The sequence below is a fragment of the Bhargavaea cecembensis genome (genome assembly GCF_000826125.2).
GTDB lineage: Bacteria > Bacillota > Bacilli > Bacillales_A > Planococcaceae > Bhargavaea > Bhargavaea cecembensis_B.
Genome location: NZ_LN651373.1, coordinates 142,863 through 161,229, shown reverse-complemented (window position 1 = coordinate 161,229; position 18,367 = coordinate 142,863). Strand labels below are relative to the sequence as shown.

Annotated in this window: 17 protein-coding genes and 1 pseudogene; 8 read left to right on the top strand and 10 right to left on the bottom strand. The window is 58.4% G+C overall.

Annotation, left to right across the window (positions count from 1 at the left end; genetic code table 11):
* Positions 1-279: DedA family protein (locus BN1189_RS06550; protein ID WP_040226682.1), on the bottom strand; the 279-nt coding region annotated here is incomplete at its 3' end.
* Positions 280-451: 172 nt separating this feature from the next.
* Positions 452-1,771, bottom strand: coding sequence for a DUF4139 domain-containing protein (locus BN1189_RS06545; protein WP_069201958.1), 1,320 nt, complete (start codon positions 1,769-1,771; stop codon positions 452-454).
* Positions 1,772-1,985: 214 nt separating this feature from the next.
* On the opposite strand from BN1189_RS06545, the gene BN1189_RS06540 reads away from it, so the two are divergent.
* From BN1189_RS06540 to BN1189_RS06530, 3 genes are all read left to right on the top strand, one after another.
* Complete coding sequence (locus tag BN1189_RS06540; RefSeq protein WP_040226680.1) at positions 1,986-2,729, top strand: metal ABC transporter ATP-binding protein; 744 nt, start codon at positions 1,986-1,988, stop codon at positions 2,727-2,729.
* Positions 2,726-3,595, top strand: coding sequence for a metal ABC transporter permease (locus BN1189_RS06535; RefSeq protein WP_040226678.1), 870 nt, complete (start codon positions 2,726-2,728; stop codon positions 3,593-3,595). The genes BN1189_RS06540 and BN1189_RS06535 overlap by 4 nt, the downstream gene beginning before the upstream one ends.
* A 122-nt stretch (positions 3,596-3,717) precedes the next feature.
* The gene (locus BN1189_RS06530) at positions 3,718-4,674 is read left to right on the top strand and encodes a metal ABC transporter substrate-binding protein (RefSeq protein ID WP_069201956.1); all 957 of its coding nucleotides are present in this window, start codon (positions 3,718-3,720) and stop codon (positions 4,672-4,674) included.
* Between the two features lie 135 nt (positions 4,675-4,809).
* Here BN1189_RS06530 and BN1189_RS06525 read toward each other — a convergent pair whose 3' ends face one another.
* Positions 4,810-6,024: a M20 metallopeptidase family protein gene (locus BN1189_RS06525; protein WP_040226676.1), complete on the bottom strand. Its 1,215-nt coding sequence runs from the start codon at positions 6,022-6,024 to the stop codon at positions 4,810-4,812.
* 41 nt (positions 6,025-6,065) lie between these two features.
* Positions 6,066-7,484, bottom strand: coding sequence for a YfcC family protein (locus tag BN1189_RS06520; protein WP_040226674.1), 1,419 nt, complete (start codon positions 7,482-7,484; stop codon positions 6,066-6,068).
* A 351-nt stretch (positions 7,485-7,835) separates the two neighbouring features.
* Between BN1189_RS06520 and BN1189_RS06515 the strand changes: the two genes are divergently transcribed.
* From BN1189_RS06515 to BN1189_RS06505, 3 genes are read left to right on the top strand one after another with little or no spacing between them, the layout of a single operon-like run.
* Positions 7,836-8,858, top strand: a complete 1,023-nt coding sequence (locus tag BN1189_RS06515; RefSeq protein ID WP_040226672.1) for a methionine ABC transporter ATP-binding protein — start codon at positions 7,836-7,838, stop codon at positions 8,856-8,858.
* A 23-nt stretch (positions 8,859-8,881) separates the two neighbouring features.
* The gene (locus BN1189_RS06510) at positions 8,882-9,508 is read left to right on the top strand and encodes a methionine ABC transporter permease (protein ID WP_040226693.1); all 627 of its coding nucleotides are present in this window, start codon (positions 8,882-8,884) and stop codon (positions 9,506-9,508) included.
* 25 nt (positions 9,509-9,533) lie between these two features.
* A complete protein-coding gene (locus tag BN1189_RS06505; RefSeq protein WP_040226670.1) occupies positions 9,534-10,367 on the top strand; it encodes a MetQ/NlpA family ABC transporter substrate-binding protein in 834 nt (277 codons plus the stop codon).
* Positions 10,368-10,550: 183 nt separating this feature from the next.
* On the opposite strand, the gene BN1189_RS06500 is transcribed toward BN1189_RS06505, so the two are convergent.
* The 5 genes from BN1189_RS06500 to BN1189_RS06480 all read right to left on the bottom strand — a co-directional run bounded on the left by BN1189_RS06500 (position 10,551) and on the right by BN1189_RS06480 (position 16,627).
* Positions 10,551-12,164 carry a long-chain fatty acid--CoA ligase gene (locus BN1189_RS06500; protein ID WP_040226669.1) on the bottom strand — a complete coding sequence of 538 codons (1,614 nt, stop codon included), beginning with the start codon at positions 12,162-12,164 and terminating at the stop codon, positions 10,551-10,553.
* 133 nt (positions 12,165-12,297) lie between these two features.
* Entirely contained in the window at positions 12,298-13,311 is a 1,014-nt protein-coding gene (locus tag BN1189_RS06495; protein ID WP_257125391.1) for a CaiB/BaiF CoA transferase family protein, read from the bottom strand.
* Positions 13,308-14,474, bottom strand: a complete 1,167-nt coding sequence (locus tag BN1189_RS06490; RefSeq protein WP_040226668.1) for an acyl-CoA dehydrogenase family protein — start codon at positions 14,472-14,474, stop codon at positions 13,308-13,310. The genes BN1189_RS06495 and BN1189_RS06490 overlap by 4 nt, the downstream gene beginning before the upstream one ends.
* 199 nt (positions 14,475-14,673) lie before the next feature.
* A complete protein-coding gene (locus BN1189_RS06485; protein ID WP_040226667.1) occupies positions 14,674-15,444 on the bottom strand; it encodes a 3-hydroxyacyl-CoA dehydrogenase in 771 nt (256 codons plus the stop codon).
* A gap of 34 nt (positions 15,445-15,478) precedes the next feature.
* Positions 15,479-16,627: a thiolase family protein gene (locus BN1189_RS06480; RefSeq protein ID WP_040226666.1), complete on the bottom strand. Its 1,149-nt coding sequence runs from the start codon at positions 16,625-16,627 to the stop codon at positions 15,479-15,481.
* A gap of 181 nt (positions 16,628-16,808) precedes the next feature.
* Between BN1189_RS06480 and BN1189_RS06475 the strand changes: the two genes are divergently transcribed.
* Positions 16,809-17,342 carry a lmo0954 family membrane protein gene (locus BN1189_RS06475; RefSeq protein ID WP_441296265.1) on the top strand — a complete coding sequence of 178 codons (534 nt, stop codon included), beginning with the start codon at positions 16,809-16,811 and terminating at the stop codon, positions 17,340-17,342.
* Here BN1189_RS06475 and BN1189_RS06470 read toward each other — a convergent pair.
* Positions 17,263-17,673: pseudogene (locus BN1189_RS06470) on the bottom strand (beta-ketoacyl synthase N-terminal-like domain-containing protein); the annotation flags it as partial. The gene BN1189_RS06475 and the pseudogene BN1189_RS06470 sit on opposite strands and share 80 nt — an antisense overlap.
* Positions 17,674-18,019: 346 nt before the next feature.
* Here BN1189_RS06470 and BN1189_RS06465 point away from each other — a divergent pair.
* A complete protein-coding gene (locus BN1189_RS06465) occupies positions 18,020-18,364 on the top strand; it encodes a lmo0954 family membrane protein (protein ID WP_040226664.1) in 345 nt (114 codons plus the stop codon).
* Positions 18,365-18,367 lie beyond the last annotated feature (3 nt).

Below are 18,367 nucleotides of genomic sequence, written 5' to 3'. Positions count from 1 at the left end.
CAGCCGGAGCACGCGGCCCCACCGGTCGACCCCGCGGCCGAGCCGCTCCGCATCGAACATCCGCCCGGCCGCGTACAGGACGAGCGCGCCGGCGACCGAACCGGCCGTCGCCGCCGCGATGACCATCGGCTTCGTGAGCGGTCCGGCCGCGGCCATGAACCCGCCGAACGTCAGGATGACCTCCGACGGAATCGGCGGAAACACAATCTCCGCCAGGATGAGCAGGAACACACCCGCATACCCGAACTCCGCCATCACCCCGGTGATCCAGTTCTCCATCCGGTTCCTCCGATTTTCTTAGTCAGTTTACTAGAAGCCGCGTGCCGGCGCAATCCGGTCTTCCAGCCCATTTTGATTCAGAAAGAAAAGAAGTGCGCCCGCCGCGCCGGACGGGTTCTCGAATCCTTAAAGACGCGGGAGCGGGGAAATGGTTCCGGGACGTCCGCAGATTTTATTCTTCGTCGGCCTTCGTCACCGTGACCGACCGGTCGAACCGGAGAGTGAACAGGACGACCGTCTCTTCCCCGGCCTTCGCATGGGCGCGGATCCTCACTTCATTGAACCGGCGCTCGGCCGGGAAGTTGGAGTCGAGGATCTCCCAGTGGCGGTCCCGGACGGCATGGCGGATGAGCACGTCGACGCCGGTTTCCTTGGCGTTGCGGATTTCGTATACGTATGTTTCATCCTCATAGCGGCCGGTCTTTTCGGTGTCGGCCCTTCCGGAATCGATCGTGACGTCGAACGCTTCGCCGATCAGAAGCCGGATGTTCTCATCTTTCGCGGTGTGGCCGATCCGGTCCTCGCCGATGAACTCGGATGTGCCGTCCGACGGATTTTCCCGGTACATCTTTACCCGGCCCTTCGGCAGCGGGAAGCCGAGCCCGCTTTCTGCACTGTTGCGGAACTCGAGGAACACCGCCGGCTTCCGGTCGTGATAAGTCGCCTCATACACGATGTGCCCCCTCGCCTCGTCCGCCTCAAGCAGCTTGATCTGCTTTTGCTGGCGGTCCTTCACCGTGACGGGTTGCGGCACCGTATACATATGATAGTCGGCAAACGACTCGTGTTCCGGCATCGCCTGTGAATAGAGGACCTGCTCAGGGATAATGCGTGCGTCGAACGGAGAGCTCGCCCGGTTGACGGTGCCCGCAATCACGCGGAGCTTCGCGTTCTCGAACGTCATGCCTGATTCGTTGCGCAGCGTCATCCAGCCCGTCAGGCGGAACTCCTCCTCGCCGCCCGTCTCGGCGGGAAGTCCGATCACGTAATCGGTCTCCCACGACATCCCGCCCGTCAGGTAACTCATCCGGACCCGGCCGTCCCCGTTTTCTTCCGGCGACGCGAGCCAGACGAGCGCCGGGCGGAGGATCAGACCGCCGGGAAGCTCCGGCAGCCGGATCTCACCTTCCGGATCAAGCACGATCTCGCCCGTCTCCACATCTTCCCCAACAATGCCGTTCTGTGCACTGAGCAGCCGGAACCGCCGCGCCTTGCCGGTCTCCCGGTCGACGATCGACAGCTCGCGGCCGATGTACTTCTCCAACAACTTATTCTTGTCCACGAGGTCATATTCATAGTTCAGCTCGCGGATCCGGACCCCGTCCACGAGAATCGATTCCGTCTCGATCCGCTGTGCCACATCCAGATAGCGCAGCACCCCGTCCTCCGGAAACGAAGGCAGCGTCCTCTCCTCCTTGACGAGCGCGAATCCGTCGTTGTACACCGTCAGCGCCCGCGTGACCGCGTCTTTCCCCGAAATATCTGCCGGCATGTGGATCCCTCCTTCTTTCATTAGTTTACTATATACAACCGGTTGCCGGTCCTCCCTTCTTGCCGGGGTTTCGTTTCCCCATCTCCGCTCTCCGTGAAATTTCGTCTCCGAAACGGTTTACTTTTCAGACAAACGGATATAGAATAGGATAAAAGTTGCGCGAGGGAAACTTATTTATTCTTCTGCATACACTAGACGGAAAAAAGGTGATCATATGGCGACAGCGCTTGACGTGGACGATATCCGCGTTTCGTATGACGGCAAGGAAGTGCTCAGGGACGTCAGCTTCTCCGCGCCCGGCGGCAGGCTGACCGGCATCATCGGGCCGAACGGGGCGGGCAAGTCGACGCTCATGAAGGCGATTCTCGGACTGCTCAACCCGGACCGGGGCACGGTCCGGTTCAACGGCCGCCCGCTCAAGGAAATGAGGAAAAACATCGCGTACGTCCCCCAGCGGAGTTCGATCGACTGGGATTTCCCGATCAACGTGCGCGACACGGTCCTGCTCGGGTCGTACCCGTCGCTCGGACTCATCCGCCGGCCGGGAAAAGCGGAAAAGGAAGAAGCGCTGAAAAGCCTGCGGAAAGTCGGCATGGAAGAATTCGCCGACAGGCAGATCGGTCAGTTGTCCGGCGGCCAGCAGCAGCGCGTCTTCCTTGCACGGGCATTGCTCCAGCACGCGGACTTCCTGTTCCTCGATGAGCCGTTCGTCGGGGTCGACGCTTCAAGCGAGGACGTCATCATCGGGCTTCTGAAAGAACTCCGGAGGGGCGGCAAGACGATCTTCGTCGTCCACCACGACCTCTCGAAGGCCGTTCATTACTTCGACGACCTGATCCTCCTCAACGGGGAACTCGTGAAATACGGCACGACCGAAGACGTGCTCCAGCCGGACATCATGAGCCGGGCATACGGCACACTCGGCGGTCTGTTCACCGAGAAAGGGGGAGGCCGATGAGCGGGTTCATTTCGGATATCCTCAATTACGGCTTCCTCCAGAAAGCGATGTTCACGTCGGTCATGGTCGGCATCATCTGCGGGGTCATCGGCTGCTTCATCGTGCTCCGCGGCATGTCGCTCATGGGCGACGCCATCTCGCACGCCGTGCTGCCGGGGGTCGCGATCTCCTACATGCTCGGCATCAACTACTTCTACGGTGCCGTCGTCGCCGGCGTGCTTACGTCGGTCGGCATCGGTTTCGTCTCCGAGAAAAGCCGGGTGAAAAACGACTCGGCGATCGGCATCATCTTCTCGGCGTTCTTCGCACTCGGGATCATCCTCATGGCGAAGGCGGCGAGCAGCGTCGACCTGACGAGCATCCTGTTCGGGAACGTGCTCGCCGTGCGCTCTGCCGACATGTGGACGACGCTCGCCATCGGGGCGCTCGTCCTCATCACCGTCGTGCTGTTCTATAAAGAACTGCTCGTCACGACATTCGACCCGACGCTCGCCGCGACGTTCGGCCTGCCGAACCGGCTCATCCACTACGCGATCATGGTCTTGCTGACGCTCGTCACAGTCGCCTCGCTCCGCACGGTCGGCATCATCCTCGTCGTCGCGATGCTCATCACGCCGGCGTCGACCGCCTACCTGCTCACCGACCGGCTGCCGGTCATGATCGGCCTGTCCGCCATGTTCGGCGCCTTGTCGGCGGTGATCGGGCTGTACGTCAGCTTTAATTACAACTTGCCGTCCGGCGCGGTCATCGTGCTGGCGGCCACCGCCATCTTCCTGCTCGCCCTGTTCTTCTCTCCGAAGCAGGGGCTCCTCTGGCGCGGAATCCGCACAACGAGGAACCGCAGGGCGATGCAAAACGGCGAATGAACTTCAAGTGAAACTGCGGGACGCACGGCTGGGGACGGACGGCGGCATTCGCCGATCCGTCTCCTCTCGTGTTTTCCGCTGTAAATAAAACTAAAAAAAGGAATAAGAAAGGGGTTTTTCAAGTGAAGAAAAAACTGTGGGGGGCGCTGGTTCTCTTGTTCGTCGCGGCATTCACGCTCGGCGCCTGCGGCAGCAAGGACGATTCCGGAGCATCCGGAGGCACCGAAGGCGGGGACGACGGCAAGCTGAAAGTCGTCGCCACCTTCTCGATCCTCTACGATATCGCAAACGAAGTCGGCGGCGACCGCGTCGACGTCCACAGCATGGTGCCGATCGGAACGGCTCCGCACGAATACGAACCGCTTCCGGAAGACGTGAAGAAAACATCCGACGCCGATGTGCTCTTCTACAACGGGCTGAACCTCGAAGGCGGCAAGGACGGCTGGTTCTTCCGCCTGCTGGACACGACCGGCACTGATGAATCGAAGGTGTTCGAGCTCATGAAAGGCGTCGAACCGCTGTACATCACCGACCAGAAAGGCCATGAAGGCGAAGTCAATCCGCACGCATTCCTGGATCCGAACGTCGGCATCCAGATGGTCGAAAACGCGCGGGATGCATTCGTGAAAGTCGACCCGGACCACCAGGACGAATACGAAAAGAACGCGGAAGAAATGCTAAGCAAGCTCCATGAGATCGACCAGGAATACAAAGACAAGATCGCCGAGATCCCCGAGGAGAAACGGATCCTCGTGACGAGCGAGCGCGCCTACCAATACATGGCGAAAAGCTATGGCCTCGAGGAAGGCTACATCTGGGCGATCGACACGGAAGAGAACGGATCCCCGGCACAGATCAAATCACTCGTGAACTTCATCCGTGACCGCGATGTCCCGGCCCTCTTCGTCGAATCGAACGTCGACCGCCGTCCGATGGAAACCGTCTCGAAGGAAACCGGCGTCCCGATCGCCCACGAACTCTATTCGGACGAACTCGGCGAACCGGGCTCGGAAGGCGCAACATTCCTCGATTTCCTTAAATACAATATCGAGAATATCCACGACGGGCTTATGGAATAAAAGAAAGCCGGCGGAGAACAGGTTGAACCTGTCCCCCGCCGGCTTTTTGATGGGCGGATTTTGCGAATCGAACGATTAACCGCTCGAATCGAATGATAACGCTTTTGAATCGAACGATTACGCAGCTCACGCGGGTCAGGCGTTGACGGCCGCGCCAGGCTCGGCTGTTTTCTCCGTTTCTTCGAGGAAGTCGAACACCGTGCCGATGAACGTTTTGCCGATGTACTGCATCGATCGTTCATCAACGTCGAATTTCGGATGGTGATGCGGGTACTCGGCGCCGATTTCAGGATTACCGCCGCCGGCAGTGAAGTAAGTGCCTTTCACGTGCTGTGTGTAATAGGCGAAGTCTTCGCTCCCGCTCATCGGTTCGCCCTCATGGACCCGGTCTTCGCCGAAAATGGAAGCGGCGACTTTTGCGACACGGGCAGTTGCGTCCGGGTCGTTGTAGATCGACGGGCAGTCGCGGACGTATTTGAACTCATAGCCCGCGCCGTTCCCTTCGCACGTCGTGCGCGTGAGGCGCTCCATCGCTTCTTCGATGAGATCGCGGGCTTCCGGCGCGTACGTGCGGACGGTGCCTTTGAGCACGGCTTTGTCCGGGATGACATTCGTCGTTTCGCCGCTCTGGAATGAACCGATCGTCAGGACGGCGGAGTGCATCGGATTCACGCGGCGGCTGATGATCTGCTGAAGGTTCACGACGAGCTGGCTGCCGGTGACGAGCGGGTCGACCGTCGTGTGCGGCGACGCGGCGTGCCCGCCCTTGCCGTAGATGGTGATTTCAAAGTCGTCCTGTGCGGAAGAGGAGTAGCCTTCGACCGTATACACGCCGCCGACCGGCTCGTGGGACATGACATGCGCCCCGATGATCGTATCGACGCCGTCGAGGCAGCCGTCCTCGATCATGGCCGCTGCCCCGCCGGGCGTGATTTCCTCCGCGTGCTGGTGGATGAAGACGACGGTGCCCGGAATGTCATCGCGCACTTCCGACAGCACCTTGGCGACGCCGAGCAGCGTGGCGGTGTGCAGGTCGTGGCCGCATGCATGCATGACGCCCGGGACCGTCGACTTGTACGGAACGTCTTTCTCGTCCTGGATCGGCAGTGCGTCAAAATCCGCGCGCAGGGCGATCGTCCGGCCCGGCTTGCCGCCTTTCAGCGTCCCGACGACTCCCCGGCTGCCGACACCGGTGCGGACGTCGATTCCGAGTCCGCGCAAGTACTCGGCGACGAATGCGGGCGTCCGTTCTTCATGATGGGAAAGTTCAGGGTTCATATGGAGGTCGCGGCGGATGGCGACCATTTCGTCCTGGAGCTGTTCATAGCGGTTGTACAGTTGTTCCAACATGATGCATTCCTCCTGAGGTGTGAAAATGTGCCGGTTTCAGTTCAGGCCGGCCAGACGAACAGATGCGCAATCGTGACGAAAAGGATCGCCATGATGAACTGGATAACGAACAGCGGAGCCATCCATCTGAACCACTTTGTAATGGAAATGCCGCCCATCGCAAGCGCCGCGAAAAGCAGGCCGCTCGTCGGCGAGAAAATATTTGTGATGCCGTCGCCCATCTGGAAGGCAAGGACGGCGGTCTGGCGGCTGACGCCGATCAGGTCGGAAAGCGGCGTCATGAGCGGCATCGTCAGCGCCGCCTGCCCGCTGCCGGACGAAACGATAATGTTCATGAACGCCTGGACGACGAACATCGCCCCGGCCGCGAGCACCGACGGGAGACCCGACACAAGGCCCGAGATGCCGTAGAGGATCGTGTCGATCGTATTGCTGTTATCCAGAAGGACGACCGCCCCGTAGGCGAAGCCGACGACGAGCGCCCCGACGAGCAGTTCTTCGCAGCCCCGGACGAATGCCATCGTCGTTCCATTGACACCCATCTTGTTGACGATGCCGATGAGGATCGCCATAATGACGAACAGCGCAGAAATTTCCTGGATGTACCAGCCGTATTCGATCACGCCATACGCCAGCGTGATGAATGTCCCAAGCAAGATCAGCAGCGTGATGCCCTGTTTGCGCGTCAACTTCATATCCAGGACGGACACCTTATCGATGTCTCGTTTTTTATCTTCTTCGAACGTCACGCTCGTCTCCGGGTTTTTCTTCACCTTTGCAGCGTACCGCATGACGAAGAGAATCGAGACGACCACATAGGCAAGCCAGAAGAAAATCCGGGGAACCATGCCCGAGAAGGTTGGAAGCTCGGCGATGCCCTGCGCAACGCCGAGCGTGAAGGGGTTCATGAATGCAGCGGTGAATCCTGACGCAACGCCGACGATGACGACGGCAGCGCCGGTCATGGAGTCAAAGCCCATCATGATTGCAAGCGGCACGAGGATGAGAATGAATGGAAGCGCTTCTTCGAACATGCCGATTGTGGCACCCCCGGCGGCGAAGAACATCATGAAAATCGGGATCATGAGCATTTCACGGCCCTGCAGCTTCCCGGAGACGGAGCCGAACGCCCCTTCGATCGCCTTTGTTTCCTTAAATACGTTGAACGCACCGCCGACGATGAAGATGAAGAAGACGATCCCGGCGGCTGCGGACAAACCGCCGTGGATGGCATTGAAGATATCCATGAAGCCGGCGGGGTTGGACGCAATCTGGTGGTAGGAGCCGTCCACGATGAGGGTCTGGCCCTCTGCATTTGTCGTCCGGTCATACTCACCGGCCGGAACGATATAAGTGGTCAGCGCCGTCAGAAGAATGACGGTGAACAAAATGGCAAATGGATGAGGAACTTCGAATTTAAATCGTTTTTTCTTTGCAGAAGTTTCTGTGGCGATGGACACGTCTGTCAACTCCTTTAATGGACTGCGGCAATCATTGCGGCAATCGCGAGTATCTATTAATTTACTCTGCTAAAGGATGACAGTCAATACGAAATACTGTGAAAATATATCAAAATACACCTATTTGAATAACGAAGACATTTCGTTTCCTGTAAAGCCCTTCATTTCTCTTAGCTTTAAGCTTCCGTGTGCTTTCGGTATCCGGATTCTTTCTCCTCTCTCTTCCTGTTCGTCCATGGTTGTACTTTTTGTAACCCCGCGTTATAATCACTTTAAACCCTACAAAACCTATCAGCTAAGTGAATTTTAAATGTTAAAGATTTGCTTATCCATAGCAGGAGGAGAATATCCTTGATTCAGTTTGAAAACATCCGAAAGGACTTCCGAATCAAAAACTCGATAGTGACCGCTTTGCAGGATGTCTCGTTGGAAATCGTTAGGGGGGATATATTCGGAGTAATCGGCTATAGCGGCGCTGGAAAAAGCACGTTGCTCCGGATGGTTAATGCTCTCGAAACGCCAACCGGCGGGAAAGTCGTGGTCAATGGAAAAGATCTAGCCAATCTCCACGCTCATGAACTTTCAAAAGTGAAAAAGAGAATCGGCATGATTTTTCAACACTTTAATCTTCTTGAGTCTAAAACCATCTTCTATAACGTGGCCATCCCCCTTGTACTGAATAAGACCAGCAAAAGAGCAATCCGCGAACGGGTGATGGAACTGTTGGACTATGTCGGGCTTGCAGATAAAGCGGACAGTTATCCTAGCCAGTTATCGGGAGGACAAAAACAACGGGTCGGCATTGCAAGGGCACTGGTGACCAATCCCGAGATTCTGCTCTGTGATGAAGCCACGTCCGCCCTCGACCCGAAAACGACTCTTTCCATCTTACGGTTGCTGAAACAAATCAACAGAGAGTTAAACATTACCATTATGATGGTGACCCATGAAATGAATGCCATACGAGAAATCTGCAATAAAGTGGCCGTCATGGAGAACGGCAAAGTCGTCGAAAGCGGAAATGTTCCTGATGTGTTCGGCAGTCCCAAAAGTTCCGCCGCCCGGGAATTTGTGGGAACGGTGATCCACGATGAGATTCCGGCCGGTATTCTTGAAGAACTAAAGAGAGATAAACGTAAGCCGCGGATTTATAAAATGAAGATTTTCGGAAAGCAGGTAACCGATTCATTTTTATTCGAGCTTGCACGAGAGTTTGATCTCGAAGCCAGTATGGTGTTCGCCAATGTCACGGAACTGCAGGGAACCTCTCTCTCCATAATGATTATCGCGTTCTGGGGAGAAGAAATGGAACTCGATCGTCTATATAACCGGTTGACCGGGTCTTCCATTTCCGTTGAAGAGGTGATTTTGTGAGCAGCGTATCACCCGAGCTCATCATGCAATCGATCAATGAAACAATTTATATGGTTTTCGTCTCTCTGTTCCTCGGAACGGTCATCGGAGTCCCCCTTGGCATCTTTCTTGTCATTACAAGAAGCAATGGGGTCAAACCCAACCGGAGCGCTTTTGCCATTCTGAACACAACCATCAATATATTCAGATCGGTTCCATTCATTATTCTACTCGTCGCCGTTACACCACTGACCCGGCTGATTGTCGGGCAGACCTATGGATCAACCGCAGCAATTGTGCCGCTCGTCCTCTATATCGCCCCATTCATCGCCCGTCTCGTGGAAACGTCGGTTCTTGATGTCGGTCCGGGGATCATAGAGCTTGCCAAGTCACTCGGCTGCAACACCTACCAGACCATTCGCTACTTCCTGTTCCCCGAGGCTCTCGCTTCCCTCATATTAGCATTAACGACCGCAACCATCGGCCTCATCGGCGCCACTGCGATGGCCGGAACAATCGGAGGCGGCGGAATTGGAAGCCTGGCGATCACTTATGGTTATGAACGATTCAACACTTCCGTCATCTTCCTGACTGTTGTCATCCTCGTCATCATCGTCCAGCTGCTCCAAAGCCTCGGCAACCGGCTGGCAAAGAAATTACGACATGAATAATCACCTATCAGAAAAGAGGATCCTGATGAAAAAACTTAAACTGACTGCAATCCTATTATTGATTTCAGCCTTGTTGCTGAACCTGGCCGGCTGCGGAAAGGCCGATGAGGAATCCGGCAAAGACAAAATGGTTATCAACGTCGGCACTTCGCCTGGACCATACAGTGAGCTTTTCCTAGATGCAGTCAAGCCTATCCTTGAAGACAAGGGCTTCACTGTCAAGACAACCGATTTTTCGGATCTGCTACAAGCTGACGTTGCGCTTGCTGATGGCGGCGTAGACTTGAACGTCGACCAGCATACGGCATACATGAAAAACTTCAACGAAAACAAAAATGCAGAATTGATCAGCCTCACGCCGATTCCGACCGTGCCGGCAGGAATCTTCCCTGGGAAAAAGACATCCCTTGATGACGTGGAAAAAGGCGATACAGTCGGTATCCCAAATGATGCCTCGAATGCGGCAAGGGCATACGCGCTTCTTCAGAAAGCAGGCTGGATCAAACTGGATGATGACGTGGAGCTCGTCAAAGCCACCGCGCAGGACATCAAAGAAAATCCGTACGACCTGAAGATCGTTGAAATGGATTCGGCACAGATCCCACGTTCCCTTCAAGACTTTGCGTACGGAGTCATTCCGGGAAGCATGGTATATGCCGCCGATATGGACGCGTCACTGAGCTTGCTCCCGGAAGATGTTCTGAAAGACCTTGAGCTGGTCGCTGTCATCAACCAAACGAACAAAGATTCCAAATGGGCTCAGGCAGTGATTGATGCCTATCACTCAGATGAATTTAAAGCCTATATGAAAGAGCACAACCAGGACGACTACTGGTTCATCCCTGAAGAATTAAAATAAATAGGAAATGAAGAAGGAGTGTAGGGACATAGGCCCCTATACTCCTTCTTCATTTTTCTTTATAGGACGGGCGGGGACTCGGCCTATTTCCACAGACCCCGGGCTTAAGACCGGAACTCCAGGGACAAACACACCGGGAGCACAACCGGTTTCTCTTAAGCGATCTCCATGCTGTAATTTCATTCACACCGTCTCGGTCATCTGCTCCCTCAGTTTCGCTTTGAGGAATTTGCCGACGGAGGTTTTTGGAATCTCGTCGAGGAAGGCGACGTCGTCCGGGACCCACCATTTGGCGAATTGGCCTTCGAGGTAGTCGAGGAGTTCCTGTTTTTTCTCGTCGCTGCGGTCGATGTCGTCTTTCAGGACGACGCAGGCGAGCGGGCGCTCGAGCCATTTTTCGTGCGGGATGGCGATGACGGCGGCTTCGAAGACGTCCGGATGGGTCATGAGGGCGTTCTCCAGGTCGACCGAGGAGATCCATTCGCCGCCGGATTTGATGAGGTCTTTCGTCCGGTCGGTGATTTTGATGTAGCCTTCCGGCGTCATGACGGCGATGTCGCCGGTGTAGAGCCAGCCGTTCCGGAAGGCGTCCTCCGTGCGCTCGTCCTTGTAGTACTCGTCTGCGATCCACGGGCCGCGGACGGTGAGTTCGCCCATCGTCTTCCCGTCCCAAGGCACTTCCCCGTTTTCGTTCACGACGCGGGTGTCGATGCCGGGGATCGTCATGCCCTGTGTGGCGCGGGCATCGATTTTCTCGTCCATCGGCTTTCTTTCCATTTCGGTCGTGTAATTCGAGAGGCTGACGAGCGGCGACGTTTCGGTCATGCCGTAGCCGACGATGAACGGCACGCCGTATTTCTCCTCGAACGCGCGGATGAGCCCTTTCGGCGAAGCGGATCCGCCGCAGACGATCGCCCGGAGCGAACTCAGGTCACGCGGCTTCTTTTCGAGCGCTTTCAGCACGCCGAGCCAGATTGTCGGCACTCCGGCCGTGATCGTCACTTTCTCTTCTTCGATCAGGTCGAGGAGCACATCCGGATTGAATCCGCCCGGCCCCGGCAGTACTTGCGTCGTGCCGAAGAAGACGCCCGCGAACGGCATGCCCCATGCATTCGCGTGGAACATCGGGACGACCGCGAGCGAGGTGTCCCGCTCCGACAGGCCCATGCCGTCCGCGAGTCCGAGCGCGTAGCTGTGCAACACGAGCCCGCGGTGCGTATAGGTGACGCCTTTCGGATTGCCGGTCGTGGCGCTCGTGTAGCACATGCCGGCCGGCGTGTTTTCGTCCAGGTCATCCGGGAACTCGAACGCATCGGACGCTTCCGCCATGAGGGCTTCATACGAGTGGACGTTCTCGAGCTGCGTGTCCGGCTTTTCGCCGGAGTCGGTCATGACGATGAAATGCTTCACCGTCTTCAGCTGCGGAGCGATCTTTTCGATGAGCGGGAACAGATCGTCGTCGATGAGCAGGATTTCGTCTTCCGCGTGGTTGATGACGTAGACGATGTGCTCCGGCGAGAGGCGGATGTTGATCATGTGAAGGATCGCGCCGGCGCACGGCACTCCGAAATACGCCTCGAGGTGGCGGTGCGTGTTCCAGGCGAACGAGCCGACTTTCGTCCCCCGCTCCATGCCGAGCTTCGTCAGCATGTCCGCGAGCTTCCGGCTACGGCTGGCGAATTCACGGTACGGGATCCGGTATGTCTGCGTCCGGGTCTTCGAAATGATCTCCTTGTCCGGGAAGAACCGCTCCGCGCGGTCCACGAACATCTTCAAGAGCAGCGGGGTCTTCATCATATTGGATCCATCTCCTTTTTTGGTGGGATGAACGATGAGGAAAGCTGAATGTTAAGCAACGGGCCGTGAATGTTAAGCAAATCGCTCCGAATGTTAAGTAAACTCCCCTGAATGTTAAGAAAGCGCGCCGCCGTCACGCATCCGGCCTTTTCACACGCCAGTGAGGGTGCTTTTCCAGTTCGCCCGGGCGCAGGACGGGAGTGAGGCAGAAGTCGGTTTCGAGCGAGACGTCCAGCCAGTGTTTGTGCGGTCGGCTCCGGAAGTAATCGCCGACTTCGGTGTGGACCGGGCCGCCGCGGCGTTCATCGCCTCCTTTCCAGTCCGGCCGGCCGGCGTGGTCGCAGAAGGCGTGCCAGAATTTCTCTTCGAGTGCGGCGAGCACGACGTGGCGGCCGTCGGATGTCGGGTAGATCCCGTACCTTGCGAGGCTGCCGTCGATGCCCGGGATGCCCCGGTCCGATAAGCCGGCCGCTTCGTAGGCGAGGTGGACGCCCTGCCATCCGGCGAGCACATCGGTGATGGACACATCGAGCCGGGCGCCTTTGCCGGTTTTCATTTTCCGGACGAGCACGGCGCAGACGGCTTCCGATACGGCGAGGGCGCCGGCAAAGTCGGCGATCGTGTTCACCGGGTGGACGGGCCGGCCGTCCTCATCCGCCAGCTGAGACAGGATGCCGGAAAGCGCCAGGTAATTCAGGTCGTGGCTGCCGGCGCGGGCGCAGGGGCCGTCCTGTCCGTAGCCGGTCATCGAGCAGTACACGAGGCCGGGGTTCAGCGCGGAAAGCCTGTCCTCCCCGAAACCGAGCCGTCCGAGCGTGCCCGGCCGGAACGATTCGATGAGCACGTCCGCTCCCCGGACGAGCGACTCCAGCTCGGCCCTTCCCTCAGGAGATTTCAAGTCCAGCTCGAGGATGTTCTTTCCGGCGTTGTTCGCTTCATGGACGATGCCGCCGCCGAGCGTCCGGCCGGGTTCCCCGCCGGGCGGCTCAATTTTCACGACGTCCGCGCCCATTTCGGAAAGCCGCCAGGCGGCGTGCGGTCCCGGTAAATAATATGTCAGGTCGAGGACCCGGATGCCTTCGAGGAACCGGCCGCCGGGAAGCGCGGACATTCCGGACGTGCCGGGCATTTCTTTTGTTTCCTTCAACGGGCACCGGCTCCCGACAGGCCCATGTTTTTCGCAATGATCGTTTTCATGATTTCGTTCGTGCCGGCGTAGATCGACATGACCGGGATGTCGCGGTAGCGCCGGGCGATTTTATATTCTTCCATGTAGCCGTAGCCGCCGTGCAGCTGCATGCAGTCGGCGGCTGCGCGTTTGGCGGTGTCGGTGATCCAGGATTTCGCCATCGAGACTTTCGTGACGATGTCTTTGCCGTCGAGGTGGTCGGCGATGAGCGATTCGAGGAACGCTTTGCCGAGCTCAGTCTCGGTCGCAATTTCGGCGAGCTTGAACTGGGTGTTCTGAAACGCGGCGACCGGACGTCCGAACGCGTCACGGGACTTCACGTAGTCGACGGTGAGCCGCAGCATGTCTTCCATCGCGGTCTGTGCGGCGAGCGCGACGACGAGGCGTTCCTGCTGGAGCTTTTCCATCATGTAATGGAAGCCTTTCCCTTCTTCGCCGAGCAGATTGTCCGCCGGCACGCGGCAGTCTTCGAAGTAGAGCTCCGCCGTGTCCTGCGAGTGCATGCCGACTTTGTCGAGCTTGCGGCCTTTCGTGAATCCGGGCGTCCCTTCCTCGATGAGCAGCAGGCTGACGCCGCGGTGCCGCGGTTCGGCGTCCGGGTCGGTTTTCACGGCGACGAGTGCGAGGTTGCCGTTGATGCCGTTCGTGATGAACGTTTTCTGGCCGTTCACGACGTAGTGGTCCCCGTCGCGGATCGCGGTCGTGCGGATACCCGCAAGGTCGGATCCGGTGCCGGGTTCGGTCATCGCGATGGCAGTGATCCGGTCTCCGGTTACGCAGCCGGGCAAGTATTTCTTCTTCTGGGCGTCCGTGCCGTATGCTTCGATGTACGGCACGACGATGTCATTGTGGAGCCCGACGCCGGTGAGGCCCGCGCCGATCCGCTCCATTTCCTCGCCGATGATGACCCCGAAGCTGAAATCAAGGCCGAGCCCGCCGTACTTTTCATCGACCTGCGGGCAGAGGAATCCGAGCTCCCCGAGTTGTTTCCAGAATGATTTCGGGATGAGGCGGTCCTTTTCCCATTGATCATAGCGGGGCTCCGCTTCCTTTTGAAGGAACTTCCGGAGCGACTCCCGGAACAATTCATGTTCTTCCGTTTCCCAGCGGTATCGCGGCATGAGGCCACTCCCCCTTTCTCTGTATGGTTCCGGTGTTGGCTTTCTCTATGTCCGGAGTTTGTTCCATCGCGTGTCGGCAGGTGTTCGAGTGACGCAAGTTTGCCTCCGAGTGACGCGAGTTTGCCTCCGAGTGACGCGAGTTTGCGCCCGAGTGACGCAAGTTCGCATCGGCGGGTTCACATCCCGCCGTCTCCGCCGCTCACTTCGGCTGCATGCGGATGGCGCCGTCGAGGCGGATGACTTCGCCGTTGAGCATGCGGTTCGTGACGATCGATTCGACGAGCCGGGCATATTCCTCCGGGCGGCCGAGGCGTTTCGGAAACGGCATCATCTGCTCGAGTGATTCTCGGGCGGCGTCCGGCAATCCGTCGAACATCGGCGTGTTGATCAGCCCCGGCGCGATCGTCATGACGCGGATGCCGTAGCCCGCAAGTTCGCGGGCGATCGGGAGCGTCATGGCGGCGACGCCTCCCTTCGAGGCGCTGTAGGCGACCTGACCGATCTGCCCTTCGAACGCGGCGACGGAGGCGGTGTTGATGATGACGCCGCGCTCCCCGTCTTCGCCGGGTTCGTTTTCGGTCATGGCGTCCGCCGCGAGCCGGATGACATTGAATGTGCCGGTCAGATTGATCCGGATCACCTGCTCGAACCGGTCGAGCGCGAGCGGTCCTTTGCGTCCGAGCAGCTTGCCGGGCGTGCCGATGCCTGCGCAGTTCACCGCCGCGTTCAGTCCGCCCATCGCTTCTTTTGCGGCCCGGACGTTTTCCTGCACGTCTTCTTCGCTGGCGACGTCGGTTTTGAAGAAGAATGCCGCTCCGCCGCCGAGTTCCTCCGCGAGCGCGCGGCCCTTCTCTTCATTTAAATCAAAGATGGCGACCTTCCCGCCGGATTCCGTAATATGCCGGGCGGTGGCACCGCCGAGGCCGGAAGCCCCGCCGGTGACGATCGCCTTCACGTTCTTCATGTCCATTCCTGTTTCCCCCTGACATCTGTCTCTGTTGTGTTCAGATCCGTTCGATGATCGTCGCGTTCGCCATGCCCATTCCTTCGCAGATCGCAAGCAAACCGTAGCGTCCGCCGGTCCGCTCGAGCCGGTTCATGAGCGTGATGAGCAGCTTCGCCCCGGTGGCGCCGAGCGGGTGGCCGAGCGCGATCGCCCCACCGTCGACGTTGAGCTTTTCCGGATCCGCCCCGGTTTCCGCCAGCCAGGCGAGCGGCACGGGCGCGAATGCTTCATTCACTTCGTATGTGTCGATGTCTCCGATCGTGAGGCCGGCTTTTTCGAGGACTTTCTCCGTTGCGGCGATCGGACCCGTCAGCATGAGTGTCGGGTCGGAGCCGACGACCGAGCGGGCGACGATGCGCGCCTTCGGTTTCAGCCCGAGCTCGTCGGCCTTGCTGCGCGACATGATGAGAACAGCCGAGGCCCCGTCGCTCATCTGGCTCGCGTTGCCCGCGGTGATGACGCCGTCTTCCTTGAAAACGGTCTTCAGGCCACCGAGCACATCCGGCGTCGATCCTTCGCGCGGCCCTTCGTCCGTATCGAACCGGACCGTCTCCCCGTTTTCATCCGTCACTTCAATAGGGAGGATCTCATTCTTGAAACGCCCTTCACGAATCGCCTGGAACGCACGCTCATGGCTTCTTGCGCTGTATTCGTCGAGCTCCTTGCGGGTGAATCCCCACTTTTCCGCAATCCGCTCGGCCGACAGCCCCTGGTTGATGATTTCGTGCTTGGACGTGAGCTGTCCGCTCGGCTTCGCTTCCCCCATGTTCGAAAACATCGGCTCGCGCGTCATGCTTTCGACGCCGCCTGCGATGACGATGTCCATGTCGCCCGCCGCAATCGCCTGCGAGGCGAAGTGGACCGCCTGCTGGCTCGAGCCGCACTGTCGGTCGATCGTCACGCCCGGCACCTCGACCGGGAACCCGGCGATGAGTGCCGCCGTCCGGGCGATGTTGCCGCCCTGCTCGCCCGACTGCGTCACGCAGCCGAGGATCACATCCTCCACCTGATCTTTTCTGATTCCGGCCCGCTCCGTGAGCCCGTCGAGAACCGCTGCCGCCAGCTCGTCCGGCCGCGTTCCCGACAGCGCCCCCTTGCGCCGTCCGACCGCCGTCCGAATTCCTTCTACGATGACCGTTTCCACCATCCCGACTCCCCCTTTTATTCATAATTACAAGACTATTCTATTAAATATCGTAGCATGAAAACGCTGTCAGCGTCCATAACGTTTAGGAAGAAAGTCCGGGCGGCAGACAGACGGATCTGCTTGCCGGAAGGCGCGGGTTTGCTTTCTTAACATTCAGCGGCTTTTGCTTAACATTCAGGGCGTGTTTCTTAACATTCAGCCTTGTTTGCTTAACATTCACCGCCGCACTGCCCCCCGGCCCCATCCGAAATCAGCCTCAAGACCTAGTCGCAAATCCGCTTTCCGGCGGTTCGGTTTTAACGGGGGCCGTCCTACAATAGAGATACAACGAAAGGAGGCGGCAACATTGAAGAAGTTTCTTCTCATCACCATTGGCATCATCGCGGGCATCACGGTGCTGGCGAACCTCGGAGCGATCATCGGCCTCGCGATTTCGGCGGCCGTCATGTATGCGGGCTGGCATTTCTACCGGAAGAGCGAGAGCGGTTTCGGTCGGTTCTGCTGGGCGGCGCTCGGCGTCATCGGCGCCCTGAGCGCGATCGGCAACATTCCGGCGTTCATCGGCCTGATCGCGATTGCGGGTCTCTGGTATGTCTACCATAAATGGAACGACCGGAACCCCGACATCCTCGGCGCATCCGACGACCCGTTCGACAACTTCGAGCNTTCGAAAACATCGGCTCGCGCGTCATGCTTTCGACGCCGCCTGCGATGACGATGTCCATGTCGCCCGCCGCAATCGCCTGCGAGGCGAAGTGGACCGCCTGCTGGCTCGAGCCGCACTGTCGGTCGATCGTCACGCCCGGCACCTCGACCGGGAACCCGGCGATGAGTGCCGCCGTCCGGGCGATGTTGCCGCCCTGCTCGCCCGACTGCGTCACGCAGCCGAGGATCACATCCTCCACCTGATCTTTTCTGATTCCGGCCCGCTCCGTGAGCCCGTCGAGAACCGCTGCCGCCAGCTCGTCCGGCCGCGTTCCCGACAGCGCCCCCTTGCGCCGTCCGACCGCCGTCCGAATTCCTTCTACGATGACCGTTTCCACCATCCCGACTCCCCCTTTTATTCATAATTACAAGACTATTCTATTAAATATCGTAGCATGAAAACGCTGTCAGCGTCCATAACGTTTAGGAAGAAAGTCCGGGCGGCAGACAGACGGATCTGCTTGCCGGAAGGCGCGGGTTTGCTTTCTTAACATTCAGCGGCTTTTGCTTAACATTCAGGGCGTGTTTCTTAACATTCAGCCTTGTTTGCTTAACATTCACCGCCGCACTGCCCCCCGGCCCCATCCGAAATCAGCCTCAAGACCTAGTCGCAAATCCGCTTTCCGGCGGTTCGGTTTTAACGGGGGCCGTCCTACAATAGAGATACAACGAAAGGAGGCGGCAACATTGAAGAAGTTTCTTCTCATCACCATTGGCATCATCGCGGGCATCACGGTGCTGGCGAACCTCGGAGCGATCATCGGCCTCGCGATTTCGGCGGCCGTCATGTATGCGGGCTGGCATTTCTACCGGAAGAGCGAGAGCGGTTTCGGTCGGTTCTGCTGGGCGGCGCTCGGCGTCATCGGCGCCCTGAGCGCGATCGGCAACATTCCGGCGTTCATCGGCCTGATCGCGATTGCGGGTCTCTGGTATGTCTACCATAAATGGAACGACCGGAACCCCGACATCCTCGGCGCATCCGACGACCCGTTCGACAACTTCGAGCGCGAATGGAACAAACTGACGAAGTAACTC